This window comes from Pollutimonas sp. M17 (assembly GCF_025836975.1).
Taxonomy (GTDB): Bacteria; Pseudomonadota; Gammaproteobacteria; order Burkholderiales; family Burkholderiaceae_B.
The window spans coordinates 696661-714491 of the sequence record NZ_CP107548.1 but is presented as its reverse complement, the minus strand read 5'-3'; the positions used below and the strand labels follow the sequence as shown (position 1 = coordinate 714491).

The 17831-nt window shown below is 62.5% G+C and carries 20 protein-coding genes; 9 read left to right on the top strand and 11 right to left on the bottom strand.

Annotated elements, in window-relative coordinates:
* Positions 1-9 precede the first annotated feature (9 nt).
* Genes OEG81_RS03455 through OEG81_RS03440 form a run of 4 tightly spaced genes read right to left on the bottom strand, consistent with a single transcriptional unit; the run spans position 10 to position 4390 of the window.
* The gene (locus OEG81_RS03455) at positions 10-282 is read right to left on the bottom strand and encodes a DUF3325 domain-containing protein (RefSeq protein WP_264131339.1); all 273 of its coding nucleotides are present in this window, start codon (positions 280-282) and stop codon (positions 10-12) included.
* The gene (locus OEG81_RS03450) at positions 279-1841 is read right to left on the bottom strand and encodes a PepSY-associated TM helix domain-containing protein (RefSeq protein ID WP_264132685.1); all 1563 of its coding nucleotides are present in this window, start codon (positions 1839-1841) and stop codon (positions 279-281) included. Before OEG81_RS03450 ends, OEG81_RS03455 begins: the two co-directional genes overlap by 4 nt.
* 47 nt (positions 1842-1888) lie before the next feature.
* Positions 1889-2188 (bottom strand): DUF3649 domain-containing protein, encoded by a 300-nt coding sequence (locus OEG81_RS03445; protein WP_264131338.1) that lies wholly within the window; start codon positions 2186-2188, stop codon positions 1889-1891.
* Positions 2189-2215: 27 nt separating this feature from the next.
* Positions 2216-4390: a TonB-dependent receptor gene (locus OEG81_RS03440; RefSeq protein WP_264131337.1), complete on the bottom strand. Its 2175-nt coding sequence runs from the start codon at positions 4388-4390 to the stop codon at positions 2216-2218.
* Positions 4391-4829: 439 nt separating this feature from the next.
* Between OEG81_RS03440 and OEG81_RS03435 the strand changes: the two genes are divergently transcribed.
* The 4 genes from OEG81_RS03435 to OEG81_RS03420 all read left to right on the top strand — a co-directional run bounded on the left by OEG81_RS03435 (position 4830) and on the right by OEG81_RS03420 (position 8010).
* Positions 4830-6158 (top strand): PepSY-associated TM helix domain-containing protein, encoded by a 1329-nt coding sequence (locus OEG81_RS03435; RefSeq protein ID WP_264131336.1) that lies wholly within the window; start codon positions 4830-4832, stop codon positions 6156-6158.
* Positions 6159-6346: 188 nt separating this feature from the next.
* Entirely contained in the window at positions 6347-6754 is a 408-nt protein-coding gene (locus OEG81_RS03430; protein ID WP_264131335.1) for a cupin domain-containing protein, read from the top strand.
* Between the two features lie 78 nt (positions 6755-6832).
* Positions 6833-7855, top strand: a complete 1023-nt coding sequence (locus tag OEG81_RS03425; RefSeq protein ID WP_264131334.1) for a LysR family transcriptional regulator — start codon at positions 6833-6835, stop codon at positions 7853-7855.
* 23 nt (positions 7856-7878) lie between these two features.
* Entirely contained in the window at positions 7879-8010 is a 132-nt protein-coding gene (locus tag OEG81_RS03420) for a hypothetical protein (RefSeq protein WP_264131333.1), read from the top strand.
* Positions 8011-8113: 103 nt separating this feature from the next.
* On the opposite strand, the gene OEG81_RS03415 is transcribed toward OEG81_RS03420, so the two are convergent.
* Complete coding sequence (locus OEG81_RS03415; RefSeq protein WP_264131332.1) at positions 8114-9313, bottom strand: MFS transporter; 1200 nt, start codon at positions 9311-9313, stop codon at positions 8114-8116.
* Positions 9314-9485: 172 nt separating this feature from the next.
* On the opposite strand from OEG81_RS03415, the gene OEG81_RS03410 reads away from it, so the two are divergent.
* The 5 genes from OEG81_RS03410 (at position 9486) to pyrF (ending at position 13390) form a co-directional block, all read left to right on the top strand.
* On the top strand, positions 9486-9650 hold the full coding sequence (locus tag OEG81_RS03410; protein ID WP_264131331.1) for a hypothetical protein: 165 nt from the start codon (positions 9486-9488) through the stop codon (positions 9648-9650).
* Between the two features lie 331 nt (positions 9651-9981).
* Positions 9982-10269: a co-chaperone GroES gene (locus OEG81_RS03405; RefSeq protein WP_264131330.1), complete on the top strand. Its 288-nt coding sequence runs from the start codon at positions 9982-9984 to the stop codon at positions 10267-10269.
* Positions 10270-10299: 30 nt separating this feature from the next.
* Positions 10300-11946 (top strand): chaperonin GroEL, encoded by a 1647-nt coding sequence (groL, locus tag OEG81_RS03400; RefSeq protein ID WP_264131329.1) that lies wholly within the window; start codon positions 10300-10302, stop codon positions 11944-11946.
* Between the two features lie 171 nt (positions 11947-12117).
* Positions 12118-12519 (top strand): diacylglycerol kinase, encoded by a 402-nt coding sequence (locus OEG81_RS03395; RefSeq protein WP_264131328.1) that lies wholly within the window; start codon positions 12118-12120, stop codon positions 12517-12519.
* 55 nt (positions 12520-12574) lie between these two features.
* Positions 12575-13390: an orotidine-5'-phosphate decarboxylase gene (pyrF, locus tag OEG81_RS03390; RefSeq protein ID WP_264131327.1), complete on the top strand. Its 816-nt coding sequence runs from the start codon at positions 12575-12577 to the stop codon at positions 13388-13390.
* On the opposite strand, the gene OEG81_RS03385 is transcribed toward pyrF, so the two are convergent.
* The 6 genes from OEG81_RS03385 to ribBA all read right to left on the bottom strand — a co-directional run bounded on the left by OEG81_RS03385 (position 13374) and on the right by ribBA (position 17671).
* Positions 13374-13880: a CinA family protein gene (locus tag OEG81_RS03385; protein WP_264131326.1), complete on the bottom strand. Its 507-nt coding sequence runs from the start codon at positions 13878-13880 to the stop codon at positions 13374-13376. The genes pyrF and OEG81_RS03385 overlap by 17 nt on opposite strands.
* Positions 13877-14401, bottom strand: a complete 525-nt coding sequence (locus tag OEG81_RS03380) for a phosphatidylglycerophosphatase A (RefSeq protein ID WP_264131325.1) — start codon at positions 14399-14401, stop codon at positions 13877-13879. Before OEG81_RS03380 ends, OEG81_RS03385 begins: the two co-directional genes overlap by 4 nt.
* Before the next feature lie 29 nt (positions 14402-14430).
* Entirely contained in the window at positions 14431-15390 is a 960-nt protein-coding gene (gene thiL, locus OEG81_RS03375) for a thiamine-phosphate kinase (protein ID WP_264132684.1), read from the bottom strand.
* Positions 15391-15465: 75 nt separating this feature from the next.
* Complete coding sequence (nusB, locus tag OEG81_RS03370) at positions 15466-15975, bottom strand: transcription antitermination factor NusB (RefSeq protein ID WP_264131324.1); 510 nt, start codon at positions 15973-15975, stop codon at positions 15466-15468.
* Positions 15953-16486, bottom strand: a complete 534-nt coding sequence (ribH, locus tag OEG81_RS03365; RefSeq protein ID WP_264131323.1) for a 6,7-dimethyl-8-ribityllumazine synthase — start codon at positions 16484-16486, stop codon at positions 15953-15955. The genes nusB and ribH overlap by 23 nt, the downstream gene beginning before the upstream one ends.
* A gap of 15 nt (positions 16487-16501) precedes the next feature.
* The gene (gene ribBA / locus OEG81_RS03360) at positions 16502-17671 is read right to left on the bottom strand and encodes a bifunctional 3,4-dihydroxy-2-butanone-4-phosphate synthase/GTP cyclohydrolase II (protein WP_264131322.1); all 1170 of its coding nucleotides are present in this window, start codon (positions 17669-17671) and stop codon (positions 16502-16504) included.
* Positions 17672-17831 lie beyond the last annotated feature (160 nt).

Sequence of the window (17831 nt, the reverse complement as noted above, 5' to 3'; positions counted from 1 at the left end):
TTCCAGGCGCTATCTTGCATAGCAGCGGATCAGAATGCAATAGACGGCGCCGGCGGCGAAGCTGGTGTGGCCGCTGTATATGACAAGCCCAAGTCCCCACCCCTGCCCGGCCAGCACCACGGCCAATGCCGCCAACAGTGCGCACGTACCCGCCATGCGCAATCTCTTCGTGATCGGGCCAGGCAAAGCATGGCCAAAGATATCTTGCTGCTGCCGCTCCATGGCGCATGCCAGCGCGGTGAACCCGGCCAGGCACAGCAGGATGGACATCAGATGAATCATGGTTTATTCAGCGCGGCGGCTTGCCGCCTGTTTGCCGGAAATTTCGATCCGGCCACTTTCGGCGTATGCCGCGCCGTATGCCAGGCCAGCTTCGCATGCAGCAGCGCCAGGGCCCAGCACATCAGGTCCATACCGACGAATACCCAGTCGCCATCGGCCAGGCTGCTCCACAACGGTCGAGAGGTAGTAAAGGCGTTCAACACAGGCAACAAGGCCAGAAGCGCCGCCGCCAGCCCCAGTTGCTCGATCCAGGCCGACTTGGACGGGCGCAACACAGCATGCACCAATGCGGCCGCCCACACCATGAAGAACACCTGGATTTCGCTTGCCGCCCTTGCGGGCAGATCGGCCGGAAGCAGCCGGTTCGCCCACAGGAAGGATGTCATGGCCAGAGACAGGCCGGCAATGCTCGCGATGTTCAGCCGCTCGACGACGCGTAAACCGAAACCCGGCCGATCGGCGCCGGACTGCTTCTGTCTTCGCTTGACTGTCCACAACACCAGGCCGCTGCCCACCATGGCTGTGCCCGCCAGACTGACCAGAAAGTACAACCAGCGCGTCACGGCATCGCTGAAACGCCCCAGATGAAGGGCATAGAGCACCCCGCGTGCCTCCGCCGCCGGCCCCACCTGCTCGCGGACTTCAAGCAGCTTGCCGCTGCTGCCTTCGAACAGCAGATACTGAGGGCTTTTTGAGACCCGGCCGGAATCGCCACGGGCGATGCTCACGCGCGCGGCGGTATCGCCGGGATGAACGACGGTGACATTGCCGACCTTGTCGTGCCCCCAGCGCGCCTGAGCCTGCCGCACCATGTTCTCGATGGATGCCAGGGCATGCGCTTCCCCATCGGCTTTCCCCGGCCGAAGAAAAGCGCTCAGTTCAGCGCTGAGTTCCTGCCGCTCGGCGGGAGTCTGGATGGCCGCCTGCTGGCCCCAGGGCATGTAGAGCGCCATCAGGGTCACCAGTCCCGTGTAGGTGATCATGAGATGGAAGGGCAGGCCGAATACCGACAGCGCATTGTGGGCGTCCAGCCATGAGCGCTGCGCCTTGCCCCGGCGGAACGTGAAGAAATCGATAAAGATCTTTTTATGCGTGATGACGCCGCTGATGATCGCCACCAGCATGAACATCGCGGCCAGGCCCGCAAGCCAACGTCCCCATAGCACGGGCATGTAATGGAACTGGAAATGGAAGCGATAGAAGAAATCGCCGCCCATGGTTTCGCGCGCGGCGATGGCCTTGCCGGTGGCAGGATCGAAGTGGCCTTCGGCAAAACCGCCGCGACCATTGCCTTGCTTGCGCCAGAAGGCATAGACGCTGTTGTTGCGTTCGTCGGGCAGGCGCATGCTCCACTGCGTGCTGCCGGGCGCGATGATCTTGAGCTCGTCCGCGATCCGTTGAGCGGTCGCGGCGGGATCGGGCACATGGCTTTGATGCGCCAGTTCGGGGCGCATCCACTGCGAAAGCTCGTCCTTGAAGTAGGCCACCGTGCCCGTCAGGAACATGGCATACAGCACCCAGCCCAGCAACAGGCCGACCCATGTGTGCAGACCGGACATGTTCTGGCGCAGGGTTGGCGCTGCGCGGCGTACTCGGCCGTCTTGCTTCACAACAGGCTTCCTTGAAACCAGACGGGCCAGGCGGCCGCCAGCAGCGGCACGGCCACTGCCAGCAATCCGGCCCAGGCCCGCAGGGCGCTGCGCGCCGCGAAGACCCAAATCACGGCGCAGGCATAAATGACGAAGCTGGCCAGCATGCCGGCCAGCACCGCCTGCGGCTTGCTCATGGGCAAGGCCAGCGTTGCCACACTGGCCAGCGCGGCCAGTACGTAGCCGCCGAAAAGGGCGGCCACGATACGGGAGACGAGCGGGGCGATGTGGCGCGCCCTGCGCATCAATGCGTTCATGCCAGGCCGCGCCTTTCGTTTTGCCGTTTAGAAGTCCACCGAGGCGGACAGCATGACCGTACGGCCTGCGGCGTTGGTTGCATAGGCCCCCCTGACGGTGCTGACCAGCCAATACTTCTTGTCTGTGAGATTATCGATGTCAGCTCGCAATACGACTGACTTACCTGCTACCTTGGTGCGGTAGCGCGCGCCCACACCAAAGGTTGTGATGCTGGGAAGCTTCAGCGTATTGGCATCGCTGATGTACGTAGAGGAAGTATGGGCAACACGTCCATTCAGGCTCAGCCCTTGCACCCACGGAGTATCCCAGTCCAGACCCACATTGAATGTTCGGTTGGGCACACCCGGTGCCGCATTGCCCTCGTTCAAACCATCGCGGGTTTTCGTCAGCTTACCTTGAACGAAAGCAGCGCTGGCCATCATACGCAAGCCGGGCTGCAATTCGCCGTAGACGCTGAGTTCCAAGCCCCGATTACGCTGCTCACCATAATAACCGTAGTTTTTCTCACTATTGGGTGCGCTCACAGGCCCATCAGCGAAAGCGGTGGGGCGCGCCAACTGATAGACCGCAGCAGTAGTGGTCACCCGTCCCCAATCCACCTTTATACCGGCTTCATATTGCTTGGATTTGTACGGCTTAAGAACTTCGCCCCTATTTTTATAGTCAGGCCCTACGACGGAGCCCGCCGTTAGCCCTTCCGTAAAATTGCCGTAGACCGATACATTGCTTAACGGCTTGATTACGATACCTGCAACAGGCGAAATTTCGTCAGCCTTGTAGCTCCCTGTTTTTGCGCCGGTAGTCGTGCTGTAACTATCAGTTTTCACTGTCTGTTTTCTTGCGCCCACGGTGAGTAACACCGTATCTTGAGCAAACGACAAAGTATCGGCAATTGCGATACTGTCCAGCGTAGTTTCACCGGACCGCTGCGTCGCAATACGAGTCGCGGGAAGGGCAGGCAACGGCGCAGGATCGTAGATATTCGACGGAGCCCTAGATGTGCCCGGTGAATAGCCATTACCGATTTCCTGTTCCAAGCGCGTGGCACCTAAGGTCAATGAGTGGCCGACGCCCCAAGTATCAAAATGGGCTCTTATACCAATATCACCACTCAATGTTTTAGAGTAGGAGTCGTAGTAGTTATTTCCCACTTCGAAATTGCCATTGGCATCGATGCCGCCACTGGTGTTAGCCGGGAAAATCTGTTTTATCTTATTGTCGCGGTACCCCACTCCAGCGTAGGCCGTCAGGCTATCGGTAAGGTCATATTCCAGCCGCGACGCAATGGTCCGATCCTCTTGCGTTAGATCTGTGCCGGGATAAAAGGTAATTCGCCCATCCGGCGCTTCCGGGATCGCAGTGATATCGGGCCGGAAAGCGATCTGCCCTCGGAAGTCGTCCATCTTATCATCCGAATAGATAGCGTCCAATGACCAGCGTAGACGTGCTCCCCGGTAGTCTAGGGCAAGCGCTCCCAAACCCAGGTTCTGCTTGCCGTCGTTGATGGACGCCTCACCGCCCCGTAGCACGCCGTTAAAGCGTATGCCCCAAGCATTATCCTCACCAAAACGACGGCCCACATCCAGATGTGTGCCAAAGTTGGCCTTGCTGGTGTAGCTGGTGGTCAGGCGAGTAAGCGGCTCGTCTTGGGCGCGCTTGGTCACGACGTTGATGCTGCCGCCTATGCCGCCATTGGGAGGAATGCCGCGCATGAGTGTGCCGGGCCCTTTCAGCAATTCGACACGTTCAACGATTTCAATTGGTACTCGATTGGCGGACAGCAAGCCGTATAAGCCATTCATACCCGTGTCGCCCGATCCGATGGTAAATCCCCGAATCATGAAGTCTTCACTGAAGCCAGCAGCGGAGGTCGTCGTGCGGACCGAGGCATCCTGAGTGACCACATCAGCCAGCGTCTTGGCCTGCTGGTCCTCGATCAATTCCGAGGTGTAGTTGACCGTGCTGAAAGGCGTGTCCATGACATCGCCCGTTCCCAGCAGGCCCAGGCTGCCGCCCCGCGCCACCTGCCCGCCCGCGTAGGACGGCTCCAGGCCGCCGTCGCGACTGCCTTGCACGGTGACTGCCGGCAACTCTGTGGCGGGCGCCGACGTCTGCGCCATCGCTCCGGTGGAAGCGACCAGAAGGCCGGCAGCGGCCAGATGCCGCAGCAGGGGTGGATGGAGCAAGGGTCGTTGTGGCATGGGATCACTCTTTAAAAAGCAGGCAAGAAAAAAAGATCCGGGAGCAGCCCGCTCGCCCATTCATGGGGCGGCTTGATTGATCGCGGAGTAAAGTCGGTGAAATGATGAAAACGCGTAACTATAGCAATACAATTGAAACATAACAAGAATCAGTTGCATTAACATTGCCCTTATCAGAATTCTTGATGGGCTTGCATAGCCCGTACAAACGCGGTCGCCAGGCTGCATGCCCCCCTACCCGTCCTGTGTATAATCCCCCGACCCTATGATGGCAATCGTTATCAATATCATTACCAATAATTTCGACGCCAGCATATACAGGCTGGCTTACGCACATGGAATTCCTCATGGCCAGTAAAACTCCCCCCTTCCTCGCGCCCCTTCATGAACCGGCTTGCGCGGGCCGATCCATGCCTTCGATCTTGGGCGGATTCTGACCATGCTGTCTCCCGTAGCGCTGCGCGGCTGGTCCTGGGTGCACAAATGGACCAGCCTGATTTGCACGATTTTCATGCTGATGCTGTGCCTGACCGGCCTGCCGCTTGTCTTCGAACACGAGATCGAGCATTGGCTGGACGACGGCGCCCAGCACACCACGGCCGCCAGCGGCCTGCCCATGGCCAATATGGACGACGTCCTGGCGGCGGCCCAGGCACAGGCCCCGGGCAAAGCCGTCATGTATGTGGGCGACTTTACCGATGACGGGTTCTGGTACGTCAACCTTGCCGACACCGTCGCGGGCGAAGGCGCGCGCAAGACAGTGACCGTGGACTATTACACGGCTCAGGTACTGGACGCGTCGGCGCAGCGCAGCGGATTCATGGCATTCATGCTGCAGCTGCACACCGATATGTTTCTTGGCTTGCCCGGCAAGCTGTTCCTTGGGCTGATGGCGTTGTTGCTGCTGATAGCCATCGTATCCGGCGTGGTGCTGTACGCGCCCTTCATGCGGCGGCTGCGTTTCGGCGAAGTGCGCCGCGATCGCACTTCCCGCCTGAAATGGCTGGACCTGCACAATCTGCTGGGCATCGTCACCCTGGTATGGGTCGTTACGGTCGGCGCGACCGGAATGATCAATACCTGGGCGGAACTGATCGTGAGCGCGTGGCGGTCCGACCAGATGGCCGAGATGATCGCACCCTATGCGGGCCAGCCGCCCGTGACACAACCCGGCTCGCTCGAACAGGCGCTGCGGGCGGCCCAAGGGCTGGAGCCGAACATGCAGCTGGGCTTCGTGGCTTTTCCCGGCTCGGCGCTGTCCAGCCCGCATCACTATGCGGTATTCATGCGCGGGACCGAACCGCTGACCGCGCGCCTGCTGAAGCCTGTGCTGGTGGATGCGCAAACGCTGCAAGTCACGGACAACCGTCCCCCTCCCTGGTACATGACCGCACTGCTTCTTTCGGAGCCGCTGCACTTCGGCGACTATGGCGGTCTGCCTCTGAAGATACTCTGGGCGGTCCTCGATGTCATCACCATCATCGTGCTGGGCAGCGGCCTGTACCTCTGGCTGGTCCGCGGCCGCAATGCCGCCACGCAGGAGGACCGGTCCACGGGAAGTGCGCGCTCCGCCCGCTCCTCCAAGGGCGGCCGCAGGGGATTGCCAAGCACCATGCGGGAAACCTGGCAAGCGCCTTTCTTCGTTGCGTTGATCACGCTGGTCGGGCTGATCGCCGCGCTGGTGGGGGATGGCTGGCACGATGTCCTGTCATGGACGGCGCTTACCGTGCCGGTCGCGCTGATCGCATGGAAATGGGGAAGGCGCTAGGCAGCACACCCGTCAGCGAGCAGAGGAGCCCGCCGCGGCGCGGCATTTGATGCGCATCAGGCAACGCCGTGAGTCCGTCGGCATATCTACCGCCGCGCGCTGCCGCTCTTTACGATGGCGACATATGGTCAGTCATCCGGCTGGCCCCCGGGCCCGGGAGATCGGGCTCACCTCTTCGGGGTTCCACTATGTCCAGCCTGAAACAAGCCGCCCTCATCCTCTTCATGATTGCAAGCCTGCCGCTGGGCGCCGCCCACGCGGCGCCGCCCGAAGCGATCGTCAAACAAGTCATGTCCAGGCCCCTGGACGATTATCCCGGCAAAGAAGCGCTCATGATCACGGTGGACTATCCCCCCGGAGCCGTGGATCCGGTGCATCGCCACAATGCACACAGCTTCGTCTATGTGCTGGAAGGCTCGATCGTCATGCAGGTTCAGGGCGGCGCAGCCGTGACATTGAAGCCGGGACAAAGCTTTTATGAAGGGCCGAACGACCTTCACACCGTCGGGCGCAATGCGAGCCAGACCGAACCGGCGAAGTTCCTGGTTGTGTTGCTGAAAGAACGGAACATGCCGTTTTTCATTCCCGAGCACTGACTTCCTGGCAGAAATATTTAGCAACAAAAATTTCGGCTGGCGCTGTCACATCCCGCGATCCCCATACGTCTAGCGGGTATGGACAACAAAACCAGCCCTCTTTCACGCCCCGAGCACGCGCGCCATTCCGCAACCGGGACGGCGGACCCGCTTGCGGGAAGCTTCGTCACCAGCTACGCGGGTGTAGTCGCCTTTTTGGCCGTGGCCGACGAAGGCAGTTTTTCACGTGCCAGCGATCGTCTGGGCATAGGCCGCTCGGCGGTCAGCCGGAGCGTGCAGAAACTCGAGGCGCAACTCGATGCCCGCCTGTTTCATCGGACGACCCGGAGCACATCGCTGACCCGCGAAGGCGAACTGTTCTACGAAAACTGCCAGCCCGGCGTGGCGCGTATCGTCCAGGCGCTGGAAGACATGCGCGAATTGCGCAACGGCCCCCCGCAAGGCCATCTGCGCATCCAGTCGACCCCCGGCTTTGGACGCAAGGTGATCGCCCCGCTGCTGCAGGACTTTCATGCGCACTATCCCGATATAACGCTGGAGCTGCTGCTGGACGACCGTCCCGCTGACTTCACCGCGGATCGCATCGACGTGTCCTTTCGAGACGGCCGGATGGAAGACAGCGACATCGTGGCGCGACAACTGATTCCCATGCAGATGGTCGTATGCGCTTCGCCCGTATATGCGAAATCGCATGGCCTCCCGCGCCATGTCGACGACCTGGCCCGCCATCGTTGCATCAACTTTCGCACGGCCTCGGGCCGCGCCCGGGAGTGGGAGTTCAAGGTCGATGGCTTTGCGCAGAGGCGCCTGCATCCCGCCCGGCATACATACAACGATCTGGATTTGATCTTGCAGGCGGTGCTGCGGGACCAAGGCATTGCGCAGCTTCCCGCCTATCTGGTGTGCGATTTGCTGCGCGAGCGGAAACTGGTCGCCTGCCTCGCGCAGCATGCGCCCGACGACGGCGGCCACTATCTTTGCTATCTGAGCCGCAAACAGCTTCCCGCCAGGATCCGCGTGTTCGCCGAGTACATCACCGAGCACGTTCGCTCGCTCGATCTTCAATGCCCGGCCATCCTGACGAGCACCGCCGCGGCCTGAACGCCGCTCCATTGGTGCTCCTGATGCAACACCATGAGGTCTCGCGCGGCGCTACCGCCGCGGCGGTCTCGGATTATGCAATCGGCGAACCCCGCAATGGCATCGTCGAGATCGCCGGACCCGAGCGGGTAAAGTGGCCCGCAAGGGAATCGTGAATAGCGTGGCGCTCGCGCCGGCGAGCGAGGGCCCTTAGCCGCCGGCATGCCGCGCGGCAAGGCGCCCGCCACTGCAATGCCGCGGCATGGTCCCTGGAGCGGTTCAATCGCCGCGCCCCTGCACCGCCGGAACCCGCCTGTTATTGAACGAAGCGAATGCCAGCGCAAGCACCGCCAGGGCGAGCGGTGCGAACGAGACCCAAAGCACCATATCCCAGTCATAGGCCGCCAGCAACCCGCCCGAGGCGAAGGAACCCATGGCCATCGTGCCAAAGACGATGAAGTCATTGAATGACTGGACACGCGTTTTTTCTTCGGGGCGGTGGCACTCCAGCACCAGTGCGGATGCGCCGATGAACCCGAAATTCCAGCCGACGCCGAGCAGGATCAGTGTGAGCCAGAAGTGGGCGACATCGATCCCCGTCAGGCCCACGGCGGCCGACAGGCCGGTAAGCATCAGTCCGGCCGTCACCACCCGCCCGGCGCCGAAGCGCGTGATGAGCCGGCCCGTAAAGAAGCTGGGCGCATACATGGCGATCACGTGCCACTGCAGCCCCAGATTGGAGTTCTCCTGCGAATGGCCGCACAGCTGCATTGCCAGGGGCGCGGCGGTCATCAGGAAATTCATGAGCATGTAGGAAACCGCGCCGCAAATCACCGCGGTGACAAAGAGAGGCTGGCGCACGATGACGCCTAGCGGCCTGCCTCCCGCGATCTCGGCCGCGCTGGGCTTGGGCAGCTTCACGCCAAGCAGGACGATGGCGGACAACGCGGCCACGGCCGCCTGCGCGATAAACGTGGCCACGAACATGTGCGCCGGCCACAGGTACATGGTGTAGGTGACCAGTTGCGGCCCCACCACGCCCGCCACGACGCCGCCGCCCATCACGAACGACAAGGCGCGTGGCCGCATCGCCGGGCTGACGCCATCGGCGGCGGCAAAGCGGAAGGTGAGCACCACGGCGGCGTAGGCTCCGCCGAAGAAGGTCGCCAGGCAGAACAGCCAGAACGAGCCGATCATGACTGCAAGCGCCGCCAGCAGACCGACCAGGACGCCGCAACCGGCCCCCGCCAGAAATGCCATGCGTCGGCCATACCGGCGCGCGATCGTGCCGGCCGGGAGGATGCAGGCGGCCATGCCCACCACGAAAATGGATATCGGCAAGGTCGCCAGCGTTTTATCCGGCGCAAGCGTGTGGCCGATGATGGCGCCGGTGGCGTAGACGACCACGGAGTTCGCCCCCGCCAGCGCCTGGGCTATCGTAAGACGTGCGATATTGCCGCGTTGTTCTCGTCCAGACAATGTGGGGACTTCTGCTGATTCGTGGAGTGTTGCGGTGTCCGGCAAGATATATCTCGATTCGAAATAAGCTTATGGTATTTAGTTATATTAACCCAGACCTGTTTTCCGCTGCCAAGAATAAACCGAGCGAATGTGGAACAATAGCAAGCTTAACCAACCTAGAGAGATTTTCATGGGCAACAAAATCGTTACTGAAGCCGATCGCAAGCGCACTCCCCGTCCCGCCGCTCCCAAGGGCGTGACCGTTACACAAATCCGCGGCCAACGTGTGAGCCAGGAGCGTGGCTCGCATACCCACCACAAGAAAAATCCCGGCAAGCGCGCCCACTCGGGTTAATTCCTGGTGGCAGTTCGCCACCAGCATCCTTCTGCCTGCCTAGTGACGACGCTGACCCTGGGTCCTCGCGCTTGTAAAATCGGCGGCGTCCAGCATCTCCTCCCCCTCATACCGGGGGCAACCGCGTCTTGAAGTTGATACCTGGAATCTTAGGACGGGGGATTCGACAGCCGGATGGCTCCCTTCTCTGTAAATGATTCAAAATGCAACAACCCATCTCCCCCCTCTTGAAGATCCCGACATCGTCCTTATAATTAGCACTCGAAGGGGTTGAGTGCTAACATCGCCCCTCTGCCTATTGATTAATCATTTATTGAACAGGAGTTCCTCCATGGCACTGCGTCCTTTGCACGATCGCGTGATCGTCAAGCGTCTGGACAACGAGCGCACAACTGCCTCGGGTATCGTCATCCCTGAAAGCGCCGCTGAAAAGCCCGACCAGGGTGAAGTCATTGCTGTTGGTCCCGGCAAACGGTCCGACGACGGCAAAGTTCAGCCTGTTGACCTGAAAGTGGGCGACAAGGTTCTGTTCGGCAAATACGCCGGCCAAACGGTCAAGGTCGATGGCGAAGAAGTCCTCGTCATCCGCGAGGAAGAAATCCTCGCCGTGGTTCTGTAATCGCACCCGAATCAATCAAGGAATTTTACAATGGCTGCTAAGCAAGTTTTATTTGGCGACGACGCACGTGTGCGCATCGTCCGTGGCGTAAACATCCTCGCCAACGCCGTCAAGACCACCCTGGGCCCCAAAGGCCGCAACGTCGTTCTTGACCGCTCCTTCGGCGCCCCCACCGTCACCAAGGACGGCGTGTCGGTTGCCAAGGAAATCGAACTGAAAGACAAATTCGAAAACATCGGCGCCCAGTTGGTCAAGGAAGTCGCTTCCAAGACCTCCGACAATGCTGGCGACGGCACCACCACCGCTACCGTCCTGGCTCAGTCCATCGTTGAAGAAGGCCTGAAGTACGTTGCCGCCGGCATCAATCCCATGGACCTGAAGCGCGGCATCGACAAGGCTGTCGCCGTTGCCGTGGACGAGCTGAAGAAGCTGTCCAAGCCTTGCACCACCAGCAAGGAAATCGCCCAGGTCGGCTCCATTTCGGCCAACAGCGACTCCTCGATCGGCGAAATCATCGCCAACGCCATGGACAAGGTCGGCAAGGAAGGCGTCATCACCGTTGAAGACGGCAAGTCGCTGGACAACGAGCTGGACGTCGTCGAAGGCATGCAATTCGACCGCGGCTACCTGTCGCCCTACTTCATCAACAACCCCGACAAGCAAGTTTCCGTGCTGGACGATCCCTATGTCCTGATTTTCGACAAGAAGATCAGCAACATCCGCGATCTGCTGCCCGTGCTGGAGCAAGTCGCCAAGTCCAGCCGCCCGCTGCTGATCGTGGCTGAAGACGTCGAAGGCGAAGCCCTGGCCACCCTGGTTGTCAACAACATCCGCGGCATCCTGAAGACCACCGCCGTCAAGGCCCCCGGCTTTGGCGACCGTCGCAAGGCCATGCTGGAAGACATCGCCATCCTGACCGGCGGCGTCGTGATCTCGGAAGAAACCGGCATGTCGCTTGAAAAAGCCACGCTGGAAGACCTGGGCCAGGCCAAGCGCATCGAAGTCGGCAAGGAAAACACCATCGTTATCGACGGCGCTGGCGACAGCAAGTCCATCGAAGCACGCGTCAAGCAAATCCGTGTGCAGATCGACGAAGCCACGTCCGACTACGACCGTGAAAAACTGCAAGAGCGCGTTGCCAAGCTGGCAGGCGGCGTTGCCGTGATTCGCGTCGGTGCGGCCACCGAAGTCGAAATGAAGGAAAAGAAAGCCCGCGTGGAAGATGCACTGCACGCCACCCGCGCTGCCGTCGAAGAAGGCATCGTTCCCGGCGGCGGCGTGGCGCTCATCCGCGCCAAGGCTGCCATTGCCAACCTGAAGGGCGACAACGTCGATCAGGAAGCCGGCATCAAGCTGGTCCTGCGCGCCGTCGAAGCTCCGCTGCGCACCATCGTTGCCAACGCCGGCGACGAGCCCAGCGTTGTGGTCAACAACGTGGCCAACGGCAAGGGCAACTACGGCTACAACGCCGCTAGCGGCGAGTACGGCGACCTGGTCGAGCAGGGCGTGCTGGACCCCACCAAGGTCACCCGCACCGCGCTGCAGAACGCGGCATCGGTTGCCAGCCTGCTGCTCACGACCGAAGCCGCCGTGGCTGAAATCGTGGAAGACAAGCCCGCCCCCGCAATGCCCGACATGGGCGGCATGGGTGGTATGGGCGGCATGGGCGGCTTCTAAGCCACTGCCCTTGCCTTCCCGGCCCGGGCCATGCGCCCGGGCATGCAGTCCAAAGCCTCCGATTCGTCGGGGGCTTTTTCATTTGCGCGCCCTGCGCAAAGCCGAAACAACAAAAAACCTATAATGCAGCGTCGACTTCCAACGCGGCCCCGCTGCGCAACCCTGGCCCTCATGACTTCGAACCAATCACCGTACAAAAGCAAAGGCGGCCTGGGCCGCCTGGTCAATGCCCTGCGCTATTCCGCCCAGGGGCTGGGCGCGGCGTTCCGGCATGAAGCCGCCTTCCGGCAGGAACTGCTGCTGGTGGCCGTACTCGCGCCTGTCGCGATCTGGCTGGGCCGCAGCCTGGGTGAAGTGCTCATGCTGCTGGGCACCTTGTTCTTCGTGCTGATCGTGGAACTGCTGAACTCGGGGTTGGAGGCGCTGGCCGACACCATCACGCTGGACAGCCATCCCCTGATCGGCCGCGCCAAAGACCTGGGCAGCGCCGCCGTCATGCTGTCCATCGTATTCGGCACGCTTGTGTGGCTGGCGGTGATCGCTTCGCACTTCCTGGCAACCCAGGCCGCCTAGGCCGCCGCCTATAATCACAAGCCGCATTCCAACAGGCACACACTCAAAGCTACTCATGACCTTCACGCAAAAACTCGATCAGGCCTGGGCCGCAAGCGGCTCGATGCTGACCGTGGGGCTGGATCCCGACCCCGCCCGCTTCCCCGCCGAATTGCAGGGCCGCCCCGATGCCATCTACGAGTTCTGCCGCGCCATCGTCGATGTGACCGCGCAGTATGCCTGTGCGATAAAACCGCAGATCGCCTATTTTTCGGCGCAGCGCGCCGAAGACCAGCTGGAGGCCTTGTGCGCCTATGTCCACGAACAGCATCCCGGCCTGCCCATCGTCCTGGATGCCAAGCGGGGCGACATCGGTTCCACCGCCGAGCAGTACGCCCTGGAGGCCTTCGAGCGCTACCAGGCCGACGCCGTCACGGTCAATCCCTATATGGGCTTCGATTCGCTCGAACCCTATCTGGCCTGGGACGACAAGGGCGTGATCATTCTGTGCCGCACGTCGAACAAGGGCGGCTCCGATCTGCAGTTCGTGACCGCCGGCGACGGCACCCCCTTGTACCTGCACGTGGCCAGCCTGGCCGCCGAGCGCTGGAACACCAACGGCCAGTGCGCACTGGTCGTGGGCGCCACCTTTCCCGAGGAAATCGCGAAGGTCCGCGAGCGTGTCGGCGACATGCCATTGCTGGTTCCAGGCATAGGAGCCCAGGGCGGCGACATTCCCGCCACCGTGAAGGCGGGACGCGACAGCCGGGGAACGGGAATGATGATCAACTCGTCGCGCGCCATCCTGTATGCCAGCGGCGGCGACGACTGGCGCGTGGCGGCGGCGGCGGCGGCACGCGCCACCCGCGACGCGATCAACGCGGCTCGATAAGCCCTATCGCCGTACTTAGAGCGAAATCCACGGCGGCGCGCCGGATCTGCGCGCGGTCGCCCTCGAATATCCTGGTCATCGCGCGGGTGACCACGCCTTGCGAAGCGCGCTGCGCAAAACCGAAGCAGACCATGCCCACGGGCTTGCCGGGCGTTCCGCCGTCGGGCCCGGCAATGCCGGTGGTCGAGATGGCCAGCTGCGACAGGCCGGCGGCGGCCAGCACGCCGGCCGCCATCTCCATCGCGGTTTCTTCGCTGACCGCGCCGAAGCGTTCCAGCGTATCCACATTGACCAGCAGCTGCTCCACCTTGGCCGCATTGCTGTAGGTGACGAAACCCCGATCGAACCACTGGCTGGACCCCGGGGTGTCCGTCATGGCGGCGGACAGCAGGCCGCCCGTGCAGGATTCGGCGCAGGCGAACATCCAGCCGCGGTCGATCAATAATTGGCCCAATTGCGGAGCATAGTCCGGCGATACGCTGACACTCATAGGAATACCTCGAGTCTGACCAAGATGGCGATAAGCAGCAAGCTATATGCCGCCGCCAGGATATCGTCCCACATGACGCCGAAGCCGTTCTTGAAGCGGCGGTCGAAAAAGTGGATGGGCGGCGGCTTGACGATGTCGAAAAATCGGAACACCAGGAAAGCCAGCAGCTGGGCGCCGAAGGTATCGGGCGTCAGCCACAGGACCAGCCAGAAGGCCACGACTTCGTCCCAGACCATGCCTCCGTGATCGGGTCGCCCCATTTCCTTGCCCACCCGGTGGCAGGTCCAGCAGCCCAACGCAAACGACGCCAGCAGCACCGCGGCGATGAACGGATCGGACAGGCGTGAAATCGCCGCCGCCCACAACAGCCAGGCCAGCAGGGTGCCCCAGGTGCCGGGGGCCGGACGTATCAGGCCGCTGCCGAATCCGAAGGAAAGGATGCGCGGAAAAGAACGGAATACCCAGGCGATCGTTGGAATGGGCGCTTCGCGGGTGTCGGAGGGATGGTCGGAGGACGGCATGCGATATCTTAGCTTGTCGGCGGCAAAACTCATGAAAAATGATCGAAACCGCCCGTGGCCACGGTAATGGGACGGCCTTGCGCATCGTGGATGGCCAGGCCGGGCCGCGCTGTTATGCGGCCTACCCGCGTGGCCCGCACGGAAGCCTGGCCGGCCAGTTCCTGGATGCGCCCGCGCTGATCGCGGGCAGCAGTGAAGCACAGCTGATAGACATCGCCGCCGGCCAGGACGGCCGTGCGCAGCAGCGCATCGTCCAGCCCGCGCAGGGCCGGATCGACAGGCAGCGCATCGTAGTCGAGCTCCGCCCCGCAGCCGCTGGCCTTCAGGATGTGGCTCAGGTCTTGCACCAGGCCGTCCGAGATATCCAGGGCCGAATGCGCGACACCCGCCAGGCTGCGCCCGAAATGCCAGGGCGGCAGCGGCCGCTCCAGGGCGGGCCGGGTCGCGGCCAGCAAGGCGGGATCGCCGGGCAGGGAGTTATTCAGCAGACGCAAGGCGACGTCGGCCGCGCCCAGTGTCCCGGTGATCCAGATGTCGTCGTCCGCCTTGGCGCCCGAGCGCAGCAAGGCTGTCTCCAGCCTGACCTGTCCCATGATGGTCACGTTGATGACGATGCCCGCGGGGCTGCGTGTGGTGTCGCCGCCGATCAAAGGACACTGCGCCCGCTCGGCCAGCGCATGAAAGCCGCCGGCGAACGCGGCAAGCCAATCGTGATCGACGGCCGGCAAGGACAGGCTGAGCAGGCAGCCCAAGGGCTGGGCGCCCATGGCGGCCAGATCGGATACGTTGACCGCCAGGGCCTTGTGGCCCAGCGCCGCCGGATCGACATCGGAAAAAAAATGCCGGCCTTCGATCAGCAGGTCGGTGCTGCATGCCAATTGATGGCCGGGCGCGACCGCCAGCAGCGCGCAATCGTCGCCGACCCCCAGGATGCCCGGGGGCGCGGGACGTGAGAAATAACGCGCAATGAGATCGAACTCGTTGTTCAACACGCTCAGGCCCGGGGGCCCCGATGGGCGGCTAGTTGCGTACTCATGCGGCTTGCCCTTTAGCGTCGTCAAGCCCTAGCGGCGCGCGGCAGCCTGGACTTCGGTAGGCCGGACGTCGGCCGCCATCTTGTCAAGCACCCCGTTGACGAATTTGAATCCGTCGGTGCCGCCAAATGACTTGGCGAGTTCGACCGCTTCATTGATGGCCACTTTGTAGGGGACTTCGATGTGATGGATGAGCTCGAAGCTGCCGATCAGCAAAATGCCGTGCTCGATGGGCGACAGATCTTCAATGGGCCGGTCCACATAGGGCATGAATCGTTCGCGCAGGGCGGGCGCCTCGCGCAGCACGCCATGCAGCAGCGTCTTGAACCAGGTGGCGTCGGCTTCCTGGAATTCGTCGTCGTCGCGGATGTGCGCGTCGATTTCGCCGGCTTCCTGCAGGCCGGCATCGCCGCGCAGCAGCCAGGCGTAAACGCCCTGCAAGGCGAACTCGCGCGCGCGCCGGCGCGCACTGCGGCCATTGCCCCGGGCGGATGCGCCCGAAGGCGCAGCCGGTGTTCTACTTGTCGTCAAAATCGTCATCCTCGTCGTCATCGTCCTCGTCATCGTCGTAGCCTTCGTCGTCATCGGACTCGGGCTCGAGAGCCGCCACCAGATTGGCCATTTCGACGGCGCTGCGCGCGCAATCCCGGCCCTTCTCGGCGGCGCGCTCCTGCGCCTGCTCGTCGGTGTCGGTGGTCAGCACGCCGTTGGCCACGGGAATGCCCGTTTCGAGCGCCACGCGGCTGATGGCCGATGCGCTTTCATTGCTGACGATTTCGAAGTGATAGGTTTCGCCGCGTATGACGGCCCCCAGGGCGATCAGCGCGTCGAATTCGAATGTCTCGGCCATTTGGGCCAGCGTGACACCCAGTTCCAGGGCGCCCGGCACGGTCACCACCATGACGTCGCGCTCGTCCACGCCCAGTTCGGCCAATTCGGCCAGGCAGGACTCAAGCTCGGCCTGGCCGATTTCTTCGTTGAAACGGGACTGGACAATCCCTATATGCAGACCTTCCCCGTTCAGGTCGGGGGACAGAGTGTAAGGATTCATAGTCAGTAGTTCCTGTTAGGGAGTGGCAAGAGGTTCACTATCGTAACCCGTTATCGTCAGGGAAAAACCCGCCATGCTGGGCATTTTTCGTGGGCGGGCCAAAAGGCGCGCCTTTCCGACATTCAGATCGCGCATGATCTGCGCGCCGATGCCGTAGGTGCGCAAGCCGTAGCGGCTCTCGCGGTCGGAGGCCGGCGTCTCGGGCGCCGATTCCTGATTCCAGGCATCGAACTGGCTGAACAGCAATTCGGAATCGCCCTGGCAGTTCATGAGAATGAGCACCCCGGAAGGCGCCGCGGCGATCGCCTTGAGCGCATTGGGCACGCTCCAGCTATGCGAGGTGGCGCCCTCGAACAGGACATCGACCAGGCTGGTGGGCTCGTGCACCCGTACCAGGGTTTCGGCTTCGGGCGTGATGGAGCCATGCGCCAGGGCCAGATGCAGGGCGCCCGAGGCCAGGTCGCGGTAGGCGACGGCCTGGAATTCGCCCCAGGCTGTCTGCACCTGGCGGCTGGCCAGGCGCTCGACCATGGATTCGTGTTCGCTGCGGTATTGGATGAGATCGGCGATGGTGCCGATCTTCAGGCCGTGCTCTTGCGCAAAAACCTTCAGGTCGGGCAGGCGCGCCATGGTGCCGTCGGGCTTCAGGATTTCGCAGATGACCGCAGCGGGCGTCAGGCCCGCCAGCGCCGTCAGATCGCAGCCGGCCTCGGTGTGGCCGGCGCGCACCAGCACGCCGCCGCGCACCGCCTGCACCGGGAAGATATGGCCCGGCTGGACCAGGTCGGCCGGCTTGGCCTCGCGCGCCACCGCCACCTGGATGGTGCGTGCGCGGTCCGCGGCGGAAATCCCGGTGTCCACGCCTTCGGCGGCCTCGATCGACATGGTGAAGTTGGTGCCGAAGCGGGTGCCGTTGCGGCTGGCCATGAGGGGCAGGTCCAGCTGCCGGCAGCGCTCTTCGGTCAGTGTCAGGCACACCAGGCCGCGCGCATGGGTGACCATGAAATTGATGGCCTCGGGCGTGACGAACTCAGCCGCCATCACCAGGTCGCCTTCGTTTTCGCGGTCTTCCTCATCGACCAGTATCACCAGCCGGCCGGCACGCAGCTCGGCGACGATTTCGGGTACGGGCGATATGTCGAAGGACTGGACGGGGCTCAGGTCCGCATCGGAGGTGTTGCTCATGGTATTAGGGGCTCGGTAGAAAGTTGGCTCATTTTAACGCCTGAATCAGGCTCGGCGCCCCATTGTCGCCCGAAGCGGCGGGCCGCGCAGGCCGCCTCCCTGCAGGCCCCCGCCGTGAGCGCCCGCCGGCACGCCCAAAGCCGGGTAATATCGCCCCTAA